Origin of the sequence: Cobetia sp. 5-25-4-2 (assembly GCF_013374075.1) — a bacterium.
Taxonomy (GTDB): domain Bacteria; phylum Pseudomonadota; class Gammaproteobacteria; order Pseudomonadales; family Halomonadaceae; genus Cobetia; species Cobetia marina.
The window spans coordinates 435,746-455,908 of record NZ_BLWK01000001.1 but is presented as its reverse complement, the minus strand read 5'-3'; the positions used below and the strand labels follow the sequence as shown (position 1 = coordinate 455,908).

Here is a 20,163-nt window from a genome sequence, read left to right as displayed (position 1 = left end):
CGAACGTCCAGCGCACGCGCTGACAGACCAATCGTGACGTCACACACGACAACGCCAGCCTCAGGGCTGGCGTTGTCGTCGTGCGTCTCCGCTACGGCTCAATCATCGCGTCGGGCATGGATTCCCGATAGCGGTGGCGTCTGGCCGTCGCCCTGTCGGGGGGCTTCCTCATGCTGGGGAGCGTAGCGATTCAGCGCCTCGGCATAGCTCAGCGGACGCCCATCACCGCTGTCGCGCTGACTGCCCTTCCAGTTCTCGTCCTTGCGGGCGAGAGAGGGAGTCGCGGGAAATGTCGAGGGCGAGGTCTCATGGGGTATCTGGCGAGCCCCATCCGAGTGACGAGCCGAATGGCTGACGCGAGGGCGGCGCCACAGGCGCCAGGCCAGTATCAGCCCCCCTGCCCAGCTGACGCTCCCCAGCAGCCCGTAGGCGATCATGCTCCAGACATTGCCGGGACGATGGCCCGCATTGATGATGATCACCCGCGACAGGTCGATGTCCGGCCAGCGTTCACTCAACAGAGCGCGCTCATCGCCGGGCAGGTCGGTCTCGGCATGCAGCACGGTACCGAACAGGCCATCCGGGAACTCGATGAGCGGCGGGACGTTCTTCAGACTCTGGACGGAATCGGTACGCACCAGCACGCCCATGCGCTCGATGCGCGGCCACTCGTCCGAGGGAATGCCATCGATGCCACCGAAGGCGCGTGACAATCCTGCCAGCTCCAGCAGATAGGGGTTCATGTCCGAGATCACCGGGTAATAGAGCGTCTCGATTCGCTGCCCACCTTCGGCAGCCGCATCCAGACGAAAGGTCTCGGCATGTTCGCGATAGACGGCCCAGTGATCGCGTAGCGACACGAACTGATTGACCGGTAGATTGCCCTGTTCGACGGCTTCCAGGTTCAAGGTCTCAGGCCGGGACGTGACACGGCCCACCCAGCGCCCCTCTTCGAAGGCAAACAGCCAGGCCGCCAGCCCCACGAGCAGCAAGACGACGATACTCGCCCCGGCCAGCCGGCGACGCAAGGTGTAGGAAGGACTCATTGGTTAGCATTCCCTGCTTCTGCCAGCCTGACGTGCGGCCGGTCTTGATGTAATGACGACACGAACCATCGTGATCTTCACGACAGCATACCTCATCCACTCACGCGGCCTTTCCACACTCGGCCGGCCACGCGACAGCGGTGAGCGTCCGGACTCAAGGGCCCTTGAGTCGCGAGGACAGACGCTCACTTTCACGACAGTAGCGCTGACGCAGACGCAGCACCTCAAGTGAGTTGCTCGACAGCGCATCCAGCACATAACGATTGCAGGCGCGTTCCGCACGTTTCTGGGCAGCTTCCAGCGCCTTGCGCGCCTCACGCTGGGCAGGTGTCATCCCGGCATAGGGGTCGCGCAGGGGCTTGTAGGTGGCGGCCGCCTTGCAATACATGGTGCGAGTGTCGAGATGGGCAGCACGCCCCCTCTGCTGCAGGGCGTGACAGGTCTCGACGAACAGACGGCTGGCCATGCGTGAGCAATCACGTTGCTCCGCCGCGCTGCCGGTCTTGCTCAGCCGGGCACATACCGACTCCTCCTGGATACGCCACAACTGATGACGGAAGTCGACGGTGTAGCCGTGATAGAGCACCTGTACCTGCTGGACACGCGAATCGTAGACATCGCTGATATCACGAGACTCAAGATGGGTCACGATCTTGAGGAAGGAGGCAAGGGTCAGCGTAGCAGGATCCATGTGGCGTGAGGGATAAGGCGTTCATCCCCGGCTTCTCCGTCGCAGTGAGTGCTCTCGTGCCCGCAAAGGGCCGCGTGCAGATGTCAGACGCCGCCGTCAGCGGCTCAGGGCCAGGCGCGCGCCGAGTGCCACCATCACGGTGCCGGTGATGCCTTCCATCCAGCTGGCGACACGGGGTCGAGCCAGCCAGCGCCCGGCACCGCCCACCATCACCGCCACACCGATCTGCCACAGGTTGGCGATCACGAAGTGGACACCTGCCAGCCACAGCGACTTGAGAATGGCCGGGTCGGTCGGTGCGATGAACTGCGGCAGGAACGCCATGTAGAAGACGACGGTCTTGGGGTTGAGCACGTTGGAGAGGAAGCCTTCGCGCAACGGTTGCCAGAGAGAGACTCGCTGACGCGCGACATCGGCCTGGATATTCAGCCCGCGAGTGCGGCGCGCACTGAGCAGACTCTTGATCCCCAGCCATACGAGATAGGCAGCACCGACCAGCTTGAGTGCCGAGAAGGCCCAGGCGGATTGCAGAAGAATCAGCGAGATCCCCGCCGACGACACCAGGGCATGCACGAAGAGTCCGGCACAGATGGCAACACTGGTGAGCACCCCGTCGCGCAGGCCGCCACGCAGGGTGTTGCGAATCACCAGCAGGGTGTCCACTCCGGGGGTCACGGTGAGCAGCGTGATGGCCACCACGAATGACCAGAACGCGGTATCGAACTGAATGAAGTCAAACATGCCGCATATCCTTGTGACGGACTTCTCCACGCCCTGCGGCATGAACGGATGTCCAGTCTAAGCGAGGGATGCGAGCCTGAAAAGTCATCGCTGACAACCTTCAGACCGCCAGCCCATCCTCATCGCTCAACTGCCGCCCTCGCCCCCACCTCGGCGTGATCCCTTCCACTGAGACTCACTCATGCCTTCGAGGGAGGCGCCGCAGGGGCAGTACCTTCAACCGACCAGCCACAATCCCGCCACCACATCGGCAAGCAGCACCGCCAATGCCAACAGAATGACGACGCCATCCTCACCGATCAGCCCCAGCCCGAGCAGCAACAGCGTCGCGGCGGGCAGTGCCGAGGCAAACGGCACCAGCTCCAGCGGCACCATGGTGGCCGCCAGCAGAATGGCCAGTGCAGCGATCAGACGATAGGCGATGCCACGTGTCATGAAACCGAGCCGCGGCTTGAGCAATCGGTCGATGCGCCGTGTCCAGGGACGCGCTCGCTGCACGCCATGGGTGAGGCGCTCATGCTCGAAACTGAAGCTGGCCAGCCGTCTGGGCAACCAGGGAGTGCGATGGCCCAGCAACAGCTGGAAGGCGATCAGCCCGATGAACAGCGCACAGGTGGTCGGCACGCCCGGAATGGCTCCGGTCGGCAGCAGAACCAGCAGCGCCGGCAACACCAGCAAGGGGCCGAAGCCGCGTGAATTGAAATGTTCCAGTATGGCACCCAGCGAGATGTCGCCTTCTATCTCGCGGTCCAGCTCTTCCAGCAATGCGGTGAGACCGCTGTCCTTGGCGTGTTCGCTCATGAGATATCCGTGGTGAGACGTGACAGGGAAGAAAGAGCAGACACATGGCAATACCGATGTCGGTCAGTCCTGCTGTCGGCAAGCGGATCGCCTGCCATCAGCCGACCAGACGTTCACCGAGCATGCCGATCATGAATCCCAGCGTGGCCCCCAGCGGTGGAGACCAGTGATGCACCACTCGCGCCTGGGGGGCGATGTCCTGAAAGATCAGATACAGGATGCCTCCCGCCGCGAAGGCCATCAGCCCGCCCAGCAGCCGGGGGGCATCCGCCAACCACAGATGGCCGGAGAAGGCCGCCAGCGGACCGAGCAATGACAGCAGCAGGAAGGCGCCCAGTCCCTGTCGCGCGGTGAGGCCAGCGCCTTCCAGCTCCCAATAGGCATTGAAACCTTCTGGCAGGTTCTGCACGGCGATGAACAGCGCCATCAGCATGGCCGCCGCAGGTGAGGCGGATGCCAGGGCCCCGAGAGCGATCGCCTCGGGGATGAAGTCCATCAACATCGCCAGCAGCTGTCCCCTGGCGTCGCCGCTGCGGGCCAGCCAGCGATCCAGCTGCATGAAGACGAGCGCCCCGAGCAGAAACAGCCCGAGCAGAGGCAGGACGGACAGGGATTCCATGGCGCGAGGCACCAGCACCAACGCGACCGCTGCCAGCAGGATGCCTCCCCCCAGCGCCGTGATGCCAGCCAACCAGCTGCGCTTGACGTGGGTTTCGTGGCTACGCTCCAGTTGCGCGATCACCCCGCCCAGCGGGATGCACAACCCGGCCGCCCAGGCCATTGCCAACATTTCCCAGGGGAGGTCTGCCATCATGCTGCCGGGCGGCCACCAGGGGCCGGACGTTCACCCAGCACGCGCATCAGCAGGCTGGTACCGAGCCCCCAGGCACCATTGAGAATCAGCCCGCCGATGATCATCATCGGCACCACGGCGATGCCCTTGAGCGGGAAGACGACCAGCATGGCCACTGCCGTCGGACCGACGGCACCGAATGCCAGACTGATCAGCCAGTGGCTCATGCCGGTGCTGCGGCGTACCAGCGCCCATAGCGGCAGTCCCCATAACCCGCCCCAGAAGGCCAACGAGAGCACTGACGGAACGCCCAGCGGCCCGACAGGGGTCATGTTGTAGGGCGCCTTGGGCAGGATATCGGCCAGATAGAAGAGCCCGAACAGCCCTTGATGGAAGATCAGGGTCGCCAGAAAAGCCGCCACGAAAGCCTTGAGCCAGATCATGTGAACATCCTTGTGATTGAGGCCGCCTGCACTGAAGGGCGGCGGCGTCCGGACAGCCCCGGAGCCATCTCCCGGGACCGATGCGGCACTGACGCTTGCCGAAGGTGGATCAGCGGGCCTGTTCCTGGGAGATCTGCTCGTTGAGCGTCCAGAAATCATAGAGCACGCCGATGAAGAACAGCCCACCGGTACACAGATAGATCAACCCGGTCAGCCACTTGCCCATGTACATGCGATGGACGCCGAATACGCCCAGGAAGGTGAGCAGAATCCAGCTCAGCGAGTAGTTGATTGGCCCTTCACGAAATCGGAAATCCGCCTCGCGGTCCATGGCGGGAATCAGGAACAGGTCGATCAGCCAGCCGATCCCCAGCAGGCCGAAGGTGAACAGCCAGATGGTGCCGGTGACCGGTTTGCCATAGTAGAAACGATGGGCGCCGAGGAAACCGAAGATCCACAGCAGATAGCCCATGGTCTTGGAGTGCGTGTCCTGTACGACGGGCGATGCGGTCATCTGTAAAGCCTTAGCCGTGAAACGGCAGATCATGATTGCGAATACAGTCAATGCGGTCTTGGCGGGCGGGAATCAAGCCTCTCGTGCCCGCAAGCCCTGTCCAGACGCGACAACGCCACCCACGCAGCCGCGCGGGTGGCGTTGAAGCCTGTCGTGTCGTCACCGAAGCCTAGATCACGCCCAGTTCGCGCAGACGTTCCTTGAGATAGGAATCCGCGGTGTGCTTGTCAGACAGCACCACTTGTGGACGCGGATGCAGGAAAAGCGGCAGGGACAGACGCGACTGACTGCACCCTTCCCCCGTCGGATTGATCACGCGATGCGTGGTGGACGGGAAATAGCCGCCACTGGCTTCCTGGAGCATGTCGCCGACATTGATGACCAGCTGGCCCGGATCACAGGGCACGTCCATCCATTCACCATCGACGTCCATCACCTGCAGTCCCGGCTCATTGGCGGCAGGCAGCACGGTCAGCAGGTTGATGTCCTCATGGGCAGCGGCACGCACGGCACCCGGCTCTTCCGAACCGGTCATCGGCGGATAGTGCAGGACGCGCAAGAGCGTCTGCCCACTGTCCTTGATCATGTTGGAGAGCGGCTCACGATAGAGCTCGGCCACTTCAGCGGGCGAATGCGCTTCCACCCAGCTCAGGAGCTCCGCGGCGAAGGCTTCTGCCTGACGGTAGTACTCCATGGCATTCTCGCGCAGGCTGTCCGGAATCTTTCCCCACGGATAGATGTGGTAGTACTCCTTGAGGTCCCGCGCCGTATGCCCCTTGGCGGTCTCGGAGACATCCGCCGGGAAGAGACCATCCTGGGTCTTCGGGTCGTAGCGCCACTCCAGCTTGTCGGCACTCGCGAAGAATTCCGCCCATTCAGCGTAGATCTTCTCGACCAATTCATGAGAAATCGGATGATTGCGAATCACGCCGAAGCCTGTCGTGCGCAGGGATTCGACAAATTTTTCGGCAGCATCGGCCGAGCGGTAATCTACGTTCTGGACCTTCATGGCATTTCCATCTATGTTGGCTCTGTGTACGCATCCTACTTGAGCAGGCAGACGTCGCCAATACGACGACTGACTATTCGGTCAAGATGCGAACATGTGCAGTTTCTACTGCAGGCGTAGGTCAAGCAGGAAAGGATGTCGTCGCAGGACGTAACGCGTCTCTCTGGTGGAATTCCCCCTAGCCGCACCAACGCAATCCGGTCTGATGGGCAGACCACCAACATCATCACGTAAGCAAGGAAAGAATCATGGCAACTGGCACAGTCAAGTGGTTTAACGACACCAAAGGTTTCGGCTTCATTTCTCCGGACGACGGCGGCGACGACCTGTTCGCGCACTTCTCTGAAATTCAGGCAGAAGGCTTCAAGTCCCTGCAGGACGGCCAGAAGGTTTCCTTCGACGTCACCCAGGGCAAGAAAGGCCTTCAGGCCGCAAACATCAAGCCGGTCTGATCATTCCGGTCAGTCCATCCTCATCGGTGGCCTGATGATGGCAAGACACAGAAACGCCCGCCTATTGGCGGGCGTTTCTGTGTCCGCTGCCTCCGCCAGAGCGATGGCTCTACATCGCTTCAGGACGGCATGAGAGCAAAACGCACAACGCCGCAGCACGGGGCCGCGGCGTTGCAGGCAGGACATTCACTCACGTGAGTGATGGCATTGCCTCAAACGATCACTGCTGAGCGTCATCAACGGATTCGTTGGCCGCCTTCTGAGCTTCATTGATCTCGGCGTTGGCTTCTGCCGCAGCGTCATCACCCTGCTGTTCAGCGGAGTTGGTCAGTTCAGCAGCCTGCTCCTTGGTGGAGTCGTAGGCGTTCTTGGCAGCATCGGCGGTGGCGTCAGCGGCATCGTTCACACCCTGCTTGGCGGACTCGTAAGTCTCGCTGGCGGCGTTCTTGGTCGCATCGAGGGCATCATCGCTCTCGGCGGCAGCTTCGTCACCCATGGCGTCAGCGGACTGCGCTGCGTCATCGGCCATGTTGTCAGCCTTGTCAGCCGCGTCGTCCATTTCAGCAGCAGCTTCATCTGCAGCCTGGTCCATCTCGGCAGCAGCGGCTTCAGCAGCCTGATCGGCACTCTGCTCAGCCTGCTCTGCGCTTTGCTCTGCAGACGTCTCGGCTTGCTGGGCGGCCTTGTCGGTATCGCCATTGTCACAACCGGCGATGGCCAGGGACAGGCCAGCGGCCAGTGCGGGAATCATCCATTGCTTGAGCTTCATCGTCTTCTCCTTGATAGGTGGGGAGTCATCAGCCCCTTGTTTCCTGCGCAAAGCATTGCAACAAAGGTCGAGTATTCATGCAAGCGAAAGCGTGTTCAAACGCTTGGATGACTTCAACATGGTGCTCGCTTGGCAGCTTTTCAAGCAAATCGCCCTTTCAGTAGCATGAAAATGTTAACGAACACCATTTCTTTTCTCTGACGACTCTCTGATCACTCTCCGATATCTTCGTTCCATACTTCCGGCTGTTCACGGATGAATGTCTCCATCAGCTCCCGACAACGCGCATTGTCCACGACATCCACCTTGATGCCTTGAGCGCGCAGATGGTCTTCCGCACCCATGAAGGTCCTGTTCTCCCCCACGACGACATGGGGAATCCCGTAGAGCTGGATGGCGCCACTGCACATCGGGCACGGTGACAAGGTAGTGTAGAGCACGCACTCGCGATAGACCTTCGCCGGCAGACGTCCGGCATTCTCCAGCGCATCCATCTCACCGTGCAGTACCGTGCTGCCCTTCTGCTGACGCTGGTTGTGGCCACGCCCGATGATCTTGCCATCGTGGACCAGTACCGAGCCGATCGGTACGCCACCTGCGGCATGGCCTTTCTCGGCCTCCTCGATGGCCGCTTGCAGGAAACCTTCGTGATCCTGAGTCTGCGCTGACATGGTCTTGCTCCTGAATATTCAGTAAGGGGGTTCAGTCATGAAACATCGGCGATGACGACATGGGGAGGCCACCCTGCAGGCACGCCCCTGTGAGCGAACCTGGCGTGAACGGCGAGCATCACCCGAGTCCCGCTTCCCCTGTCATCATCTGACGGGCTCGTCTCAGCCCTTCATTGCCCGCATTGGTGGGCTCACCGACTTCATTGGCAAGCTCGCGGAAGCTGCCCATCGCACCGAGCAGCGCCGAGGCTTCATAGGGGATGAAGACTCGATCACCGTCACGGGCCATGTCCGGCAGCATCTGCAGGTATTTCTGTCCCAGCATGTAGCCCACCACCAGCTGCGGATCTTCCGCCCCGATGGCATCACGCAGCTGGTAGATGGCCTGGCGCTCACCCTCGGCACGCAGGATGGAGGCCTGCTTGTCGCCCTCGGCGCGCAACACCGCGGACTGCTTCTCACCTTCCGCCGTGGCGATGGCCGCCTCGCGCTGACCATTGGCCTCGGTGACGGTGGCACGACGCCGGCGCTCGGCCGCCATCTGCAGACGCATCGCATCCTCGACTTCATCGGGCATGCTGATGTCCTGGATCTCGACTCGGGTGACCTTGACGCCCCACTTGTCACCGACCTCATCCATGGTGACCTGCAAGGCATCATTCACTTCCTTGCGACTCTCGAACAGCTTGTCGAGCTCCATTCGTCCGATCTCGGAACGCAGGCTGGTCTTGGCGAGCACCTCGATGGCCTGGGTGAAGTTCTCCACTTCATAGACCGCGCGCTTGGGGTCGACGATCTGGAAATAGAGAGCGCCATTGACGGTCACCGTCACGTTGTCCGTCGTCACCACGCTCTGCCCCGGAAAGTCCATCACCGTCTCACGACGGTCGATGCGCGTCTCCTCGACCACCAGCGGCAGGTTGTCGCCCTTGATCTGGCGATAGCGGCGAATGGTAATCGAGCGCGGCTTGTCGATGAAAGGCACGACCAGATTGATACCGGATTCCAGAGTACGGCTGTAGCTGCCGAGCCGTTCTATCACGACGGCTTCGGACTGCTGGACGATCATCAATCCCTTGGCCAGCAGAATGACGACAAGCGCCACGATGAAGAGAATGATGATGAGACCCGGACTGATGATCATGTTGCTCAACTCCCTTGAACTGGGCAGCTTCCTGCCGCCCGAATGAATGGTGATATCACCACTTGTCCGACCGCCAGGACGGCGAGACGGACCTTGAGACAGATTACTCGACGCGCTCCACGCAGAGCGTGATGCCTTCGACGCTGAGGATCCTGACCGTGTCCCCCGCTGCCGGCTTCGTCTCCCCCTCCCAGCGTAGCGGATACTCATTGCCTGACACGCGCACGGCAAGTTTGCCGCCGTTGCCGATGATCACCTTGGCCAGCTGGCCGGTCTCCGCGCCACTGCCCAGGGTACCGTAGGGCGTCTTGGGCAACAGATAGGGATGGATCTTGCGGACGAACAACGGCACGACCACCAGCGCCGTGATGGCCACGCTGATCAGCTGGACGTTGAGCCCCGCCCCGAGAACGGATGCCAGAGCGCCACTCAGCGCACTGACCCCCAACGCCAGCAGCACGAATTGCGCTCCCAGCAACTCAAGCCCCGCCAGAATCAACCCGAGAATGACCCAGAGATGCCACGCTGCCACACCTGTCATGCCATCGTTCTCCCAAGCGTTTCTCTCGTCCATTGCGGTCAAGAGACTGAAGAAATCTCGTGCTGAAAATGCCACGAGCGCAGCCCGAGTAAACCTCAGACTGCGCTCGTGTACCAGACTGGCATCGATGATGAGAGGAGCGCTAGCGATTCGCCTGCAACAGCTCGGTATCCGCCGGCGCCACCAGTTGCAGTGCCTGTGGCGCGATACTGAACTCGCTGTCCTCGATCAGATGACTCTCGCCGTCCAGATTGACCGGCAGCGGCTCCCCTCGATAGCGCAGCGTATCGGTACGCACATAACGCACGAAATGACCGTTCTCAGGCAGGGATTCCAACTCTTCCACCACCTCACCGATGCGCGCGATGGGGAAATCACGAATCACCAGCACATCGAAACCGGCATCATCGAGCAAGGCCCGTGGCGCCAGCTCCTGCCCGCCACCGGCCTGCCGACCATTGCCGATGGCCAGCACGAACAGCGCAAGCTCTTCCTCGACCCCATCGAGCGTGAGACGTCCTCGATAGGGACGGAAATCCCACGCCTTGAGCACGCCCATCAGCGAATAGGCCCCACCCCCGAACAGCTTCTTGAGTCCGGCCGGGGTCGAGCGGGTCACCTCCGCTCCGAAACCGGCCGAGGCGACATTGAGGAAGTAGGCATCATCGAGCTGCACCAGATCCACCGCTCGTGATTGCCCTTCACAGGCCAGTGCCAGCGCCTCGGAGATACCGGGCGGTATCCCGAGCGAGGTCGCCAGGTCATTGGCCGTCCCCAGCGGAAGAATGGCCAGTTCCGGACGTTGAGCCCGCGGATGCGTCATCAGCGCATTGGCCAGCAGGTTGAGCGTGCCATCCCCGCCCCCGGCAATCAGGCGTGTGACGCCTTCCGCGATCGCTTCATCCACCAACCTCGCGACATCCTGTGCTTCGAAGGTCAGACGTATCTCCAACCCCTGGGTGCGCTCACGCTGGGCGAACAAGGCATCACGCAGCTCAGGCTGCTGTGCCTTCTCACCGTTGAGTATCACGCGCACACGCGCCGCTGATTCCATGTGGTGTCTCCTTGGCGACATGCGGATCGAGCGACAAGCATACTCCCGTCAGGCCTCAGGAATGAACCACCCACGCGAGCCCACATCGGTTAGCTGCCCTGAGGTGTCTCATCGACGCCAAGCCCCGGCTGACGGCGCGCGCCCAGCAACAGCAAGGGAAGAGTCATCACCACGCTGATCAGGAGCAATCCCTGTTGCGGCGCCAGCGGGGTACTGAGCAGCGCGGTGGCCACGATGGCCGAGCCCCCCAGCTGAATACTGCCCAACAGCGCCGCCGCCGTACCAGCACGCTCACCGAAGGCTTCCAGCGCCAGACTGGAAGCGGCGCCCAGGGCCAGCGAGAAACCGACTGACAGCACTCCCACCGGCACCATGAAGGCTGCCGCCGACAACGGCAACCAGGCCATGGCGGCCCCTTGCATCAGCCCGGAGACCAGGATGATCGCCAGTCCCAGCCGAACCGTCGGCTGGCGTCCCAGCCGGGTGATCACGCGCGGTGCGAAGAAGAACGTCAGGATATTGATCACGGCGTTGCCCCCAAACATCGCACTGAAGGCAAGCTCGGAATGGCCGAGCGTTTCCACCAGCAACTCGGAAGAGGAGGAGACATACAGCAGGATCGCACTCATCGCCGACATGGCCACCAGCGCCTGATACAGGAAGCGCCAGCTGGTCAGCACTGGGCGATACCGCGCCCAATTGTAGAGCGGACGCTCCACCACCGTGTTGGCGGGGCGCGTCTCGGCGAACAGCCGCCAGGCGGCTGACCCGACGCACAGCGCGAAGAACCCCATGAACAGGAAGTTGGATCGCCACCCGAACTGCACCGCCAGCAGGCCGCCCAGAACCGGCGCCAACGCCGGAATGATGCACAACGCGCCGTTGAGGTAGCTGTACATCCTGGCACCCTGCTCCGGCGTATAGCAGTCACGCACCGCCGCGAAGGCCACCGTGACGGTGGCACAGGCCCCCAACCCCTGCAGGATGCGCCCGACATACAACATGCCGATGTCCTGGGCCAGCGTCGCGACCACGGCACCTGCCAGATAGACCAGCGCACCGCCCAGCAAGGCGGGACGACGGCCATAGAGGTCCGTCAGCGGCCCGACCAGAATCTGGCCGACCCCCACCGCACCGAGAAACAGGGTCACCGTCATCTGCATCACGTCGGTGGGCTGCGCAAACTCGCGCGCCATCGCCGGCAGCGATGGGAGATAGATATCGATCGCCAGCGGCGAGAACATCACGCAGCCGACCAATAGCAGCAGCAGTTGTCGGGCACTCGGCAGGGGCCGTGCGGTAGCGGAGGAAGACGCGGACATGGAGTCTCTCATGGAGTCGGAAGGCAGCTCAGCGGCGAATGGCGAGCGAGTCGGAAGCTGCAGAGACTAGCGCCTGTGACTTATGCTGCAAAATGATATTATTTCAGCCCTGATATTCCACTGGCGAAATTCATGACCTCGACTTCCCGCCATGCTCCCTCCAATGCTGGCATCCGGTCACCCGGCCCCCTCAATCCGCGCCTGGACCTCAATCTCCTGCAGGTATTGCAGGTGCTTCTGGAAGAATGCAGCGTCACGCGGGCCGCGGGCCGTCTGCACCTTTCCCAGTCGGCCGTCAGCAAGAGCCTGGCTCGCCTGAGAGCGATGTTCGATGACCCCCTCTTCATTCGAGAGCGTCATGGCCTGCGGCCCACGCCACGTGCGCTCGGGCTCAGGGGTGAGCTTGCCGAGCTGCTCTCGCGTCTCGAGCATCTCAGCGCACCGCCGACCTTCACGCCCGCCACCAGTCGCCGACGCTTCCAGCTGGCCGTGCTGGAGAGCGCCTGGGCGACGCTGATGCCCTCCTGTACCCGCGCCCTCACCCAGGCCCTCCCGCTCGGCAGTCTCGAGATCAGTCGCTGGCAGGCCGACTGTCTCAATCTGATGGAAAGAGGCCTGCTGGATATCGGCCTCGGGGCACACGACCATCCGACCGACACGCCAAGCGAGCCCCCGGCGCTACCGAGAGGCTTCCACTCGCACACCCTGTGGCGCGATGATCACGTGATGTTGCTGCGCGACGGCCATCCACTGCTCGAGCGTTCGGTGCCGCTGACTCTCGAGGAGTTCGCCACGCTCGATCATGTCCAGGCCACCTGCGAGGGCCGCTCTCGCTGGTCGCTGGATGAGCGGCTCGAACGGCATGGTGCTCCGCGTCGCATCAAGGTACTGGTGCCGGACTTCCGGGATGCCTTGAGCATCGTCGCGCACAGTGAGCTCATCTTCTGCGCACCCAGAAGCTTCGCCCAGGCCAGCCGCCAGCAACACGGACTGGTCATTCGCGAACTGCCGCTGAAACTGCCGGCCCTGAGTTATCGCCTCATCTGGCATGCCAGCCACGAGCAGGACCCGGGCCATCGCTGGCTGCGTCAATCGCTGATGACCCACATTCGCAACGCCCATGGGGCAGACGCAGCCGCCGACGAACACTAGAATGGCCGCACACTCTGCAACCCACCGCTTTTGCGAGCGCTGACCGAGGGTGCTGATCAAGAGCCCTGATCGAGAGCACTGATCGCAAGCGCAGTGCAAGCGTCGTCCAGCCCGTCACCAGGGCTTGGCCCGACGCGCAAGCACTCACCTCATATCACCATCCGCCTGTACACGAGGTATTTCCATGCGCCCCATCATCCGCCTGTTCTTCCGCACTCTGCGACTGGTACTGGCCCCCTTCATGCTGATCAGCGAAAAGCTGACCCGTGGCAGTGCACTGGAGCGCAGTCCTGCCCAGCAGGCTGAAGTCGATGCCGAGACCGCCAGGCTGGCGCTGTATCAATTCTCGACCTGCCCGTTCTGCATCAAGGTGCGCAAACGCATGCATCAGCTGAACCTGAACATCGAGCAGCGCGACACCCAGCACAACGCCACTCACCGCCAGGCCCTCGAACAGGGTGGCGGTCGCGTCAAGGTACCGTGCCTGCTGATCACCCATGACGATGGCCGCGAGGAATGGATGTACGAATCCGACACCATCAATGCCTATCTGCAGGAACGCTTCGGTCGCGCCGCCTGAGACTCTCGCAAGTCTCGAGACCGCCCGAGGTGCGCCTTGGCAAACAAAACGACGCCGCTCTCATGAGCGGCGTCGTTGCGTCAGCGGGACAGTCATCAGCATGCCGTTCAGGCCAGCGTCTGACACATTCCCGTCCGCTTAGCCCGGTGAGCCTGGCTCATCCGATCCATCGCCCACACCATCGCCAATGTCAGCATGACGGCCCCCAGGGTGTGCGCCAGCGCCAGGTCCAGTGGCAGCCACCACAGCACATTGGCGATCCCCAGCGCGGCCTGCAGCCCCCAGGCTGCCAGCGCCCAGCCCCAGGGATTGAGCGTCCCCGTGGACATGAAGCGCCTATTGCCCGCCAGCCTCGCCAGCGGGCGTGCCAGTGAAGAGGAAGGTCGCGATGGAAGGACGGCCTCGGGATGCCCGGATTGCACATGACGCCGCTGGCGCCAGTAGAGCATCAGCAGCACTGCGCCCAGCAACACCGCTCCACCGCGATGCGCCAGATGGATGGCGGTACGCGCCTCCCCATGCAGCTGTCCGTGCAGATAGCTCGGGCCGACATCCTGAGACAGATGGAAGCCCTCTCCCCAATCCATCGCCGGCCATAGCGAGCCATTGCAGGTGGGGAAACCCTCGCAGGCGAGTCCGGCATAATTGCTCGAGGTCCAGCCTCCCAATGCCAGCTGTCCAAGCAACAGTGCCGCTGCCAGCGTGGCCAGCCACGGCTGACGCAAGACACGATGCCCGTGATCGTCCGCCGCCTTGGGAAGCGTTGCTCTCGCGTCACGCGCCGCCAATCGTCGCGTCAGTGACAACCACAGCAACAGCAGCAGACTCGCCACGCCCAGGCCGCCCAACAGATGCAACGTCACCACCTGTGGCCAGAGCTTCAGCGTGACGGTAAAGGCGCCGAAGGCACCTTGTATCAGCAATGCCGCCAGCAACAGCCAGCACCCTGCCAGCGGGAAACAGGTAGCCATGTCCAGCGCCCGATGACGCATGCCTGCCGCCGACCGGGCGAGCCGCAGACGGCGCTCACGCCGCCGGACACGCCAGCCCAGCACGAGCAATGCCAGTGACGCCAGGCCGAGCAGGCTCGCCGCATAGCGGTGAATCATCTCTGCCCATGCCTTGTAGCCCTCCAGCGGGTGGTGAGGACTATGCAAGCTTGCCGTGTGCGCATCCGGCACCACCAGGGCGCCATAACAGCCAGGCCAATCGGGGCATCCCAGGCCGGCATCCACCAGGCGCGTCCAGGCCCCGAGGCCGATCACGAGAATGACCAGTCCCAGCATGCCGGCGACCAGATGCCGAGCCATCCGCCACACACGCAGGATGTCTGTCTGACTGACTGCCTGCCGGGTCATCGAGTCATCAGCAGCGGTCAGCGGTGTGATTCCCGGCACACTCCCAGGCAAAGGATGCCCTGTCAGCGAAGTGGCAGAGGCTGAGGGACGCAGGAACGGTGGCGGGGGTATCAGCGCGGCACCGCGCTGACGGGCGCGCGCGCTGACACGGGGACGCAGAGGGTAGCGCGGGTGCGAGACAAGGCGAGACATGGCGTATCTCCCTGCTGGAGAGAGCTAGGGGCGAGCGAGTGATCGACGCATCACACGCTCAGCTCAGCGCGGCGCAGCCGGATTGCGCTTGAGCAATCGGCGCACATCCTTCATGACGGCCTGCGGTGTGATCTCGGGGCCATATGCCACCACGACTCGCCCCTGTGGGTCGATCAAGCGCAACGGCTGTGGCGAGGCCCCGGCACCATTCGCCGAGGGCCAATGGCCCAGCGCACGCTGCTCCCCCGGTACTTGGGGATGCTGAAAGGACTGCTCGGCCACCACCAGACGCCCCAGCCGCGGCGCCTCCTTGCCAAGGGCGCGGTGCAGACGCCACCAACGTTCGGCCTGCGCCGTGGCCAGCTCCGACCGACTCGGCTCCGGCCAGCTGAGCCAGAAGCGCTGCTCATCCGCGCCCTGAGCGGCTCTGGGCGGCATGCCACTGTCATCCCCGGACTGTCGCGGGGCTGATGCACTCACGAGATACTCCAGTGACCAGTCCTGCAGCGGCATCACGTCCGGCAGCAAGGCGCCGTTCGCCACCCGCCCTTCGGGTATCCCCACCTGCACACTCAGCATGGCCCACGCCAATGGCAACGGGGCAGACAGCAGCCCCAGCAATGCCACGAGTTTCAGACGCTGTCGCATCACGTGTGTCATACCACCTCCTCCAGAGCAAGACGTCCCTTGACTCGCTAGACCTGGCGCTGACGCAGCGCGGCCTGTCGTTGGCGGCGCGCGCCCACGATCATCACCACCGCCGCACCGAGACTGAGCCCCAGCCACTGCAGGGCATAGGCGTAATGGCGCTCAGGCGTCATGTTGCTCGGCTGCCACCAGGGCAAGAACCTTCCCGCACCGCCGGTCTGGTGCACGATGCCGGCAAACGCCGGAGCACCAAGCGCCTTCCAGGCACTCAGATCCACCTGCTGCAACCGCTGCCCCTCCCGGTTGGGGCCGAACAGTGGCCCACCGCTGGTCCCCTGGCCGTTCAACCACTGCCAGCGACCCCTGATCACCAGAGAGCCTTCAGGGGTGGTGAACTCCGGGTTCGCGCGTGGCGCTGGCGATGCCACGAAGCCCCGCTCCACCAGCCACCAGCGGCCATCCCGGGACCTGAAAGGCGTGAGCACCGCCACGCCATGGCGCTTGTCCAACGTACGGTTATCCAGCAACAGGCTGTGCTCCGCGAGCCACTCGCCCTGCAGCTCGATCAGGCTGGCACTCGCTGGCGGTGCCGTCGGCATCACCAGTTCCGGCGCACTGGCCGTATCTTCCAGATGCTGGGCTCGCGCCTGGCCACGCATCACCTGCCAACTGCACAGACACAGGCCCAGCACGATCAGGCATCCCCAGAACAGCCACCAGCCTCGCCCGACACATCGCTCCTGCGGCGCCTCCGGTGACGCCAGCGCTGTCATCGCCGACTTGCGCTTGTCCGTCGGATGGGCTCGACTGTCAGATACGGGGCGAGCGAGAGCCTTGCCCTCGCCTGACAACGTCTGCGCCCCGGGAGGTGACATGCTGCTCAAATCGCTGATCGCGCTGGTCTTCGTCGGCATGCTGGCAAGTCTCATCGCCGGAGCCGGCTTTCTGTTGCACGACGGCAGCCGCAGTCGACGCCTGCTGACGTCTCTCAAGTGGCGAGTGGGCCTGGCGGTCTGTCTGGTGATTCTGCTGGTCATGGGCTTCTCCACCGGAATGCTGAACTGACTCGCGCTCGACGCTCTTCGGCCTGCCTCAGAACACGTAGACGAACAGAAACAGGCCGATCCACACCGCATCGACGAAGTGCCAATACCAGGCAGCCGCCTCGAAGGCGAAATGGCGCTCGCGGGAAAAATGACCGCGAATCACCCGAACCAGCATCACGATCAGGATCACGGTGCCGATGGTGACATGCAGGCCATGAAAGCCGGTCAGCAGGAAGAAGGTACCGCCATAGACACCGGCTTGAAGCGTCAGCCCCAGGTGATGCCAGGCCTCGTAATATTCGAGCCCCTGCAACAGCAGGAAGCACACCCCAAGCGTCACGGTACCCGCCAGCCAGTTGCGCGCCGTGCGGCGATATCCCATCTTCAGCGCCTCATGGGCCACCGTCAGGGTGACACTGGAGCTGACCAGCAGCAGCGTATTGGCCAGCGGCAACTGCCAGGGGGACAGCACTTCCTTCGGTCCGGCAATGCTGGCATCCGGCGGATTCATCAAGGGCCAGCTGGCCGTGAAATCAGGCCACAACAGCGCCGTCACGCCCTTGGCACCCTCACCATCCAGCCATGGCAACGCGAAAGTTCGTACGTAGAACAACGCGCCGAAGAAGGCAGCGAAGAACATCAGTTCAGAGAAGATGAACCACGCCATGCCCCAACGAAACGAGCGGTCCATCTGATCGTCGTAAAGGCCGCCCATCGACTCGCGAACGACATCGCGAAACCATCCTGCCATCACCAGCACCACGGCCAGCATGCCGATGCCTGACAACCAGGCGGCGCTGCCATGCACCATCCAGATTCCCGTGCCGATCATCATCCCACCCACGGCCAGCACACCGAGGATGGGCCAGGCACTGTGTGCCGGAACGTAATAGCTGCCACCGCTCATCGTTCACCTCCTGCAGAGTTCTCTGCCAGGTCGCCCGCCGGCATCGACGGCATCGTGACCGGGTAAAGGGTATAGGCCAGCGTCAGGTCGCGAATGCCCTCGGGGAGATCCGGGTCCACCTGGAAGACCAGCGGCAACTCACGCCGCTCTCCCGCCGCCAGCGTCTGTTCCTGAAAGCAGAAACACATGATCTTGCGCAGATGCAGCGATCCCTCGGCAGGACTGACGCTGGGGACCGCACGACCACGCACCGGATGATCGGCGTGATTGGTAAACACGAAGCGTGCGCGGTACTGGCCACCGGGGTGGATGCGGAACTGCTCATCCAGCGCCTCGAGTGTCCAGGGCAGACCCTGTCCCTGCTGGGTGATGAAGCGCACCGAGACCCAACGGCTCTCGTCGATCTCCATGGCCACCGCAGCCCTGGCCTGACTGGCGGCCTTGCCATTGAGGCCCGTGAGATTGCAGAAGACGTCATAGAGCGGCACCAGCGCGAAGGCGAAGCCCAGCATCCCGACCAGCGCCAGCAGCGTGCGCCGCACGGTACGTGCCACCGCCTGTTGCTGTGCTGCGTGATCGCGTGAGGACATGTCACTCTCCTGGCCGCTGGCTATCGCTCAGCGGATGATCTGACCATCGCGGGTCTGCGGCGGTATCTCGAAGGTATGCAGCGGTGCCGGGCTTGGCACGCTCCACTCAAGATCCACCGCCCCTTCCCAGGCCTTGGCTGGCGCCCTGACACCGCCGCGCGCGCACTTGATGATCACGACCAGGAACAGCAGCTGCGAGATACCGAACAGGAAGGCCCCGATACTGGACAGCATGTTGAAGTCGGCGAATTGCAGCGCGTAATCCGGAATGCGCCGTGGCATGCCGGCCAGCCCCGAGAAGTGCATCGGGAAGAAGGTGAGATTGACGCCGATGACCGACATCCAGAAATGCCATTTCGAGAGCCCCTCGTGGGGATAGAAGCCGGTCCACTTGGGTAGCCAGTAATAGGCCCCGGCGAGAATCGCGAACAACGCGCCGGGCACCAGCACGTAATGGAAATGGGCCACCACGAAATAGGTGTCGTGATACTGGAAATCCGCTGGCGCGATGGCCAGCATCAACCCCGAGAAGCCGCCGATGGTGAACTGGACGATGAAGGCGATGGCAAACAGCATCGGGGGCTCGAAGCTAATGGATCCACGGAACATGGTGGCGATCCAGTTGAAGACCTTCACGCCGGTCGGCACCGCGATCAGCATCGTCGTGTACATGAAGAACAGTTCCGCCACCAATGGCAGGCCGACGGCGAACATGTGATGCGCCCAGACCAGGAAGGACATGATGGCGATGGAGCCGGTGGCGTAGACCATCGAGGCGTAGCCGAACAATCGCTTGCGCGAGAAGGTCGGCACGATGGCGGACACGATGCCAAAGGCCGGCAGGATCATGATGTAGACCTCGGGATGGCCGAAGAACCAGAACAGATGCTGGAACAGCACCGGGTCTCCCCCGCCTGCGGCATTGAAGTAACTGGTGCCGAAATTGATGTCGAACAGCATCATGGTGATGGCACCCGCCAGCACCGGCATCACCGCGATCAGCAGGAAAGCGGTGATCAACCAGGTCCAGACGAACAGCGGCATGTCCATCAGGCGCATGCCCGGCGCACGCAGATTGAGGATGGTGGCGATGATGTTGATGGCGCCGAGAATCGAGCTGATGCCGGCGATGTGCAGCGAGAAGATGAAGAAGCTGGTCGAGGGCGGCGCATAGGTGGTGGAAAGCGGTGCGTAGAAGGTCCAGCCGAAGTTGGGACCCCCGCCCTCCATCAACAGGGTGGAAAGCAACAGCAGGAAGGCGACCGGCAACAGCCAGAAGCTGAAGTTGTTGAGACGCGGAAGCGCCATGTCAGGGGCGCCGATCTGCAACGGAATCATCCAGTTGGCCAGTCCCGTGAAGGCCGGCATGATGGCACCGAACACCATGATCAGCCCATGCATGGTGGTCATCTGGTTGAAGAACTCCGGCTGCACCATCTGCAGGCCGGGCTGAAAGAGCTCGGTACGGATCACCAGTGCCATGATGCCGCCGATGAACAGCATGCTCAGCGAGAAGATCAGATAGAGCGTGCCGATATCCTTGTGGTTGGTGGTCAATAGCCAGCGCAGCATGCCGCGCGGCGCGGTGCCATGGCCTCCTCCCGCACGGGAGCCGCCTGCGGAATAGCCGCCGGCGGCCCCCTCGCTCTCGCTGGCCTGAAGTACCGCCTTGCGTGGCTGTTCACTGGCCATGACACGC

General features: G+C 62.9%; 24 protein-coding genes. 4 read left to right on the top strand and 20 right to left on the bottom strand.

Translation table 11 applies throughout. The features are described from left to right. Positions 1-98 precede the first annotated feature (98 nt). The 8 genes from HXS65_RS02015 to HXS65_RS01980 form a co-directional block, all read right to left on the bottom strand. The gene (locus tag HXS65_RS02015) at positions 99-1,046 is read right to left on the bottom strand and encodes a hypothetical protein (RefSeq protein ID WP_176492982.1); all 948 of its coding nucleotides are present in this window, start codon (positions 1,044-1,046) and stop codon (positions 99-101) included. Positions 1,047-1,200: 154 nt separating this feature from the next. Continuing rightward, on the bottom strand, positions 1,201-1,737 hold the full coding sequence (locus HXS65_RS02010) for a hypothetical protein (protein WP_077372307.1): 537 nt from the start codon (positions 1,735-1,737) through the stop codon (positions 1,201-1,203). 96 nt (positions 1,738-1,833) lie between these two features. Beyond that, positions 1,834-2,478, bottom strand: a complete 645-nt coding sequence (locus HXS65_RS02005) for a LysE family translocator (RefSeq protein ID WP_176492981.1) — start codon at positions 2,476-2,478, stop codon at positions 1,834-1,836. 216 nt (positions 2,479-2,694) lie between these two features. Continuing rightward, positions 2,695-3,279, bottom strand: coding sequence for an exopolysaccharide biosynthesis protein (locus HXS65_RS02000; RefSeq protein WP_084209094.1), 585 nt, complete (start codon positions 3,277-3,279; stop codon positions 2,695-2,697). A gap of 97 nt (positions 3,280-3,376) precedes the next feature. Continuing rightward, positions 3,377-4,090: a ZIP family metal transporter gene (locus tag HXS65_RS01995; RefSeq protein ID WP_176492980.1), complete on the bottom strand. Its 714-nt coding sequence runs from the start codon at positions 4,088-4,090 to the stop codon at positions 3,377-3,379. Continuing rightward, complete coding sequence (locus HXS65_RS01990) at positions 4,090-4,515, bottom strand: hypothetical protein (RefSeq protein WP_176492979.1); 426 nt, start codon at positions 4,513-4,515, stop codon at positions 4,090-4,092. The genes HXS65_RS01995 and HXS65_RS01990 overlap by 1 nt, the downstream gene beginning before the upstream one ends. Before the next feature lie 109 nt (positions 4,516-4,624). Further along, positions 4,625-5,029, bottom strand: coding sequence for a TM2 domain-containing protein (locus HXS65_RS01985; protein WP_077372295.1), 405 nt, complete (start codon positions 5,027-5,029; stop codon positions 4,625-4,627). Positions 5,030-5,198: 169 nt separating this feature from the next. Continuing rightward, positions 5,199-6,038: an isopenicillin N synthase family oxygenase gene (locus tag HXS65_RS01980; protein ID WP_077372292.1), complete on the bottom strand. Its 840-nt coding sequence runs from the start codon at positions 6,036-6,038 to the stop codon at positions 5,199-5,201. A 248-nt stretch (positions 6,039-6,286) separates the two neighbouring features. On the opposite strand from HXS65_RS01980, the gene HXS65_RS01975 reads away from it, so the two are divergent. Further along, positions 6,287-6,490 carry a cold-shock protein gene (locus tag HXS65_RS01975; protein ID WP_043335501.1) on the top strand — a complete coding sequence of 68 codons (204 nt, stop codon included), beginning with the start codon at positions 6,287-6,289 and terminating at the stop codon, positions 6,488-6,490. Between the two features lie 220 nt (positions 6,491-6,710). Here HXS65_RS01975 and HXS65_RS01970 read toward each other — a convergent pair whose 3' ends face one another. The 6 genes from HXS65_RS01970 to HXS65_RS01945 all read right to left on the bottom strand — a co-directional run bounded on the left by HXS65_RS01970 (position 6,711) and on the right by HXS65_RS01945 (position 11,991). Beyond that, complete coding sequence (locus tag HXS65_RS01970) at positions 6,711-7,259, bottom strand: hypothetical protein (RefSeq protein ID WP_065392582.1); 549 nt, start codon at positions 7,257-7,259, stop codon at positions 6,711-6,713. Positions 7,260-7,471: 212 nt separating this feature from the next. Then, entirely contained in the window at positions 7,472-7,930 is a 459-nt protein-coding gene (locus tag HXS65_RS01965; RefSeq protein WP_176492978.1) for a nucleoside deaminase, read from the bottom strand. Between the two features lie 118 nt (positions 7,931-8,048). Then, positions 8,049-9,074 carry an SPFH domain-containing protein gene (locus HXS65_RS01960; protein ID WP_077372286.1) on the bottom strand — a complete coding sequence of 342 codons (1,026 nt, stop codon included), beginning with the start codon at positions 9,072-9,074 and terminating at the stop codon, positions 8,049-8,051. Between the two features lie 103 nt (positions 9,075-9,177). After that, positions 9,178-9,615: an NfeD family protein gene (locus tag HXS65_RS01955; protein WP_141392150.1), complete on the bottom strand. Its 438-nt coding sequence runs from the start codon at positions 9,613-9,615 to the stop codon at positions 9,178-9,180. A gap of 142 nt (positions 9,616-9,757) precedes the next feature. Beyond that, on the bottom strand, positions 9,758-10,669 hold the full coding sequence (gene yegS, locus HXS65_RS01950) for a lipid kinase YegS (RefSeq protein ID WP_084209096.1): 912 nt from the start codon (positions 10,667-10,669) through the stop codon (positions 9,758-9,760). Positions 10,670-10,758: 89 nt separating this feature from the next. Next, positions 10,759-11,991 (bottom strand): multidrug effflux MFS transporter, encoded by a 1,233-nt coding sequence (locus tag HXS65_RS01945; protein ID WP_176492977.1) that lies wholly within the window; start codon positions 11,989-11,991, stop codon positions 10,759-10,761. 132 nt (positions 11,992-12,123) lie between these two features. On the opposite strand from HXS65_RS01945, the gene HXS65_RS01940 reads away from it, so the two are divergent. After that, on the top strand, positions 12,124-13,143 hold the full coding sequence (locus HXS65_RS01940; RefSeq protein ID WP_084209098.1) for a LysR family transcriptional regulator: 1,020 nt from the start codon (positions 12,124-12,126) through the stop codon (positions 13,141-13,143). Between the two features lie 184 nt (positions 13,144-13,327). Next, positions 13,328-13,723 (top strand): glutathione S-transferase N-terminal domain-containing protein, encoded by a 396-nt coding sequence (locus HXS65_RS01935; protein WP_176492976.1) that lies wholly within the window; start codon positions 13,328-13,330, stop codon positions 13,721-13,723. Positions 13,724-13,830: 107 nt separating this feature from the next. Here HXS65_RS01935 and HXS65_RS01930 read toward each other — a convergent pair whose 3' ends face one another. From HXS65_RS01930 to HXS65_RS01920, 3 genes are all read right to left on the bottom strand, one after another. After that, positions 13,831-15,033, bottom strand: coding sequence for a heme A synthase (locus tag HXS65_RS01930; protein ID WP_176493287.1), 1,203 nt, complete (start codon positions 15,031-15,033; stop codon positions 13,831-13,833). A gap of 303 nt (positions 15,034-15,336) precedes the next feature. Continuing rightward, the gene (locus HXS65_RS01925; protein WP_176492975.1) at positions 15,337-15,933 is read right to left on the bottom strand and encodes a hypothetical protein; all 597 of its coding nucleotides are present in this window, start codon (positions 15,931-15,933) and stop codon (positions 15,337-15,339) included. A 35-nt stretch (positions 15,934-15,968) separates the two neighbouring features. Beyond that, positions 15,969-16,796 carry an SURF1 family protein gene (locus HXS65_RS01920; protein ID WP_255304390.1) on the bottom strand — a complete coding sequence of 276 codons (828 nt, stop codon included), beginning with the start codon at positions 16,794-16,796 and terminating at the stop codon, positions 15,969-15,971. Here HXS65_RS01920 and HXS65_RS01915 point away from each other — a divergent pair. Beyond that, positions 16,795-16,986 carry a DUF2909 domain-containing protein gene (locus HXS65_RS01915; protein WP_077372262.1) on the top strand — a complete coding sequence of 64 codons (192 nt, stop codon included), beginning with the start codon at positions 16,795-16,797 and terminating at the stop codon, positions 16,984-16,986. The two genes, HXS65_RS01920 and HXS65_RS01915, sit on opposite strands and share 2 nt — an antisense overlap. Positions 16,987-17,013: 27 nt before the next feature. On the opposite strand, the gene HXS65_RS01910 is transcribed toward HXS65_RS01915, so the two are convergent. Genes HXS65_RS01910 through ctaD form a run of 3 tightly spaced genes read right to left on the bottom strand, consistent with a single transcriptional unit; the run spans position 17,014 to position 20,156 of the window. Beyond that, entirely contained in the window at positions 17,014-17,874 is an 861-nt protein-coding gene (locus tag HXS65_RS01910; protein WP_077372259.1) for a cytochrome c oxidase subunit 3, read from the bottom strand. Beyond that, the gene (locus HXS65_RS01905; RefSeq protein ID WP_077372256.1) at positions 17,871-18,464 is read right to left on the bottom strand and encodes a cytochrome c oxidase assembly protein; all 594 of its coding nucleotides are present in this window, start codon (positions 18,462-18,464) and stop codon (positions 17,871-17,873) included. The genes HXS65_RS01910 and HXS65_RS01905 overlap by 4 nt, the downstream gene beginning before the upstream one ends. A 27-nt stretch (positions 18,465-18,491) precedes the next feature. Next, a complete protein-coding gene (gene ctaD, locus HXS65_RS01900) occupies positions 18,492-20,156 on the bottom strand; it encodes a cytochrome c oxidase subunit I (protein ID WP_176492974.1) in 1,665 nt (554 codons plus the stop codon). Between the last annotated feature and the right edge of the window lie 7 nt (positions 20,157-20,163).